This window comes from Endozoicomonas sp. ONNA1 (genome assembly GCF_024606325.1).
Lineage (GTDB): Bacteria > Pseudomonadota > Gammaproteobacteria > Pseudomonadales > Endozoicomonadaceae > Endozoicomonas_A.
Genome location: NZ_JAHHPN010000917.1, coordinates 1 through 2,607 on the forward strand (window position 1 = coordinate 1; position 2,607 = coordinate 2,607).

Sequence of the window (2,607 nt, forward strand, 5' to 3'; positions counted from 1 at the left end):
TTGACCTTATTGCGCTGGTTATTTTTGGCCTCATCCAGATGGGTTCAGTCAACCTCTCCCGTATTGCCCGAACTATGGGGCACGGTACCGAGATCGACTCCAGGCGTAAACGTCTCAAGTGCTTGCTTGCAGTCATACCTGCTGGCGAGTACCCACTCTCCCTTTTATATCAAGATTCGTTACGAAATTGTCCCCTACAGAGCTGTACAAGATTGCTGACTATTATGTTATGAACTTTATGCATGGTATTGACTCTGAATAGTTTAAATAAAGAAAAAGGAGTTTCACCATGACTTTGCCGGTCAGCAATATTTCAAATAAAGGATTGCTCTCAACAATAGATGTAGCCACAAAACAGGATACTTGCGATTCACATAAAGCCGGAGCAACGTATTATAACAGGTCCGTAGAAAGTGTAGAGCCATCAGCATCTATAAAAATTGATAGATCCAATAAAAGACACGCTATTTTTAATGGACTGTTTCAGAGTCGTATGGAGGACAGAGAGGTGGTATTAAAGTATATTCCTTTCGAAGTAGACGACACCACTTTTGATCTCATCAATGGCAATGAAAGAGATAATGAGCTAGCGAAAAAATTGCCAGATATGAGTGACAACAGGCCAAAAACCTCTTTCTCTTTTAACATTACAACACAAGATGGCAATCACGAATATAGGCCTTCACATTTATGGCAAGAACGATTTTTAAGATGTGTCAATAAAGGATTGCAAGCTCTTTTCGATGACTGCCCTCCAGACACAGTAGTTCCTAACTTAGAAAATATGACTGTTGGTAATCTTTATAACAGTGAAAAAGCACCAACAACTTGCCTTCAATTTGTTAACTTTATGGAATTTAATTCAAATTCATTTCAAGATCGTTACCACACAGAACTTACAATCTTAAAAAATCCAGATATAAAGAATCAATTCACCCCTGTTGCAATTTTAAACAAAGACGTTATGGTTCATATCTTTATTCATATTGGAGATAATGTTTGCATAAGTAAAGTGGGAAGCAGCCATATTTTTTTCCATACTGCTGAAGACATATTAAGTCATTATCAGGCATCTTTTGAAACGCCTTTGACTTTGGCGATTGCAAGTATTACGCCTTTACAGTAGTTGTGTAGCAGCGTATGTGCGGGACAAAACCTTTAGCAGTTGCTGAACATTATTTGAGCATCCAAACACCCACTGTTACGCTTGCTAACTATTATGTTGTGAACTTTACCCATGGTATTGGCTCTTAATAATAGTTAAATAAATGAAAAAGGAGTTTCACCATGTCGACACCGGTCAACAATAGTTCAAATACAGGATTGCCCTTAACAACAGATATAGCCACAGTACAAAACACGTGCGATTTACAAACACCTGGTGCAACGTGTTATAACAGGTCTGTGGAATGTGTAGAACCATCAGTATCTATAAAACTGGATAGTTCCCAAAAAAGAGATATTACTTACACTGGGCTTCATGAGAGTGGCCTGAAAAAGAGAATGGTACTAAAGTATATTCCTTTTGAAATAGACGACACTGCTTTTAATTGTATCAATGGCAATGAAAGAGATGATGAACTGGCCAAAAAAATGATAGACATTAGTGACGACTGGCCAAAAAGCTCTTTCTCTTTTAATATCAAAACACAAGATGGAAGTCACGACTATAAGCCTCCACATTTATGGCAAGAACGACTCTTAAGGTGTATAAACGTAGGATTACAAAGTTTATTCGATGATTGTCCTACAGAGATAACTCCGGTATTAAGGGATAAGACTGTGGGTGAGATTTATCAAGGTAGAAAAGTCAGACCAACTTGCTTTCAATTTGTGAACTTTATGGAATTTAATTCAAATTCATTTCGTGAGGGTTTAATTATTGAACTGGCAAACTTTGAAAACTCAGATACAAAGAATCAATTCACTCCTCTTGCCATTTTGAAAGACAACATCATCATTCATGTATTTATTCATATTGGAGATAATATTTGCATAGGTAAAATGGAAGATAGGAATATTTTTTTCCATACTACTGAAGACATACTGAGTCATTATCAGGTGCTTTTTGAAAATCCTTTGAGTTTAGCGATTGCAAACATTAAGCCTTTGCAGTAGCTTTATAGCACATAACATCACACTCACCGTTAAAGTAGAGCGCTGCGAACAGGCCCGGTTACTTAAGATACAGCCTTGCAAATCAGGTAGACGTATTGTTTTTCCACCTGTTCATAGGACAGCAACTCATGATCCGGAAACTTACAGTACCTGGGAATATCTCGCTGGCTAGAAGGATCAGTTGCTATCACCCTCACCATTTCTCCGGGCTTCATGTCCCTCACTTTGTTATGCAGCTTCATGACCGGTTCCGGACAAAGCAGACCTGAAGTATCCAGCTCCATGAATAATTTCCCTGATCTATCCTTTCTATCTTTACACCAGAATGCAAGGGTAGAATGATTAAGCACTCACTCTATGCAGCACCACTGCTACTCATAACATTGTCCGTCCTCTGTCAGGCTCAACCGTTGACAAGACGTTCTGTTGTCGCAGTTGAACAGAAAACAGGCTCTCAAAACCTGAACTTTTCTATAAAACCTGACCAAC

General features: G+C 38.5%; 4 protein-coding genes. 3 read left to right on the plus strand and 1 reads right to left on the minus strand.

What is annotated here, in order from left to right; genetic code table 11:
• The 3 genes from KDK19_RS21575 to KDK19_RS21585 all read left to right on the plus strand — a co-directional run.
• Nucleotides 1–233: hypothetical protein (locus KDK19_RS21575; protein WP_257287919.1), on the plus strand; the 233-nt coding region annotated here is incomplete at its 5' end.
• Nucleotides 234–289: 56 nt separating this feature from the next.
• Nucleotides 290–1,126, plus strand: coding sequence for a hypothetical protein (locus KDK19_RS21580; protein WP_257287918.1), 837 nt, complete (start codon nucleotides 290–292; stop codon nucleotides 1,124–1,126).
• Between the two features lie 161 nt (nucleotides 1,127–1,287).
• Nucleotides 1,288–2,118 carry a hypothetical protein gene (locus KDK19_RS21585; RefSeq protein ID WP_257292921.1) on the plus strand — a complete coding sequence of 277 codons (831 nt, stop codon included), beginning with the start codon at nucleotides 1,288–1,290 and terminating at the stop codon, nucleotides 2,116–2,118.
• A gap of 62 nt (nucleotides 2,119–2,180) precedes the next feature.
• On the opposite strand, the gene tusA is transcribed toward KDK19_RS21585, so the two are convergent.
• Complete coding sequence (gene tusA / locus KDK19_RS21590; protein ID WP_257281817.1) at nucleotides 2,181–2,402, minus strand: sulfurtransferase TusA; 222 nt, start codon at nucleotides 2,400–2,402, stop codon at nucleotides 2,181–2,183.
• Between the last annotated feature and the right edge of the window lie 205 nt (nucleotides 2,403–2,607).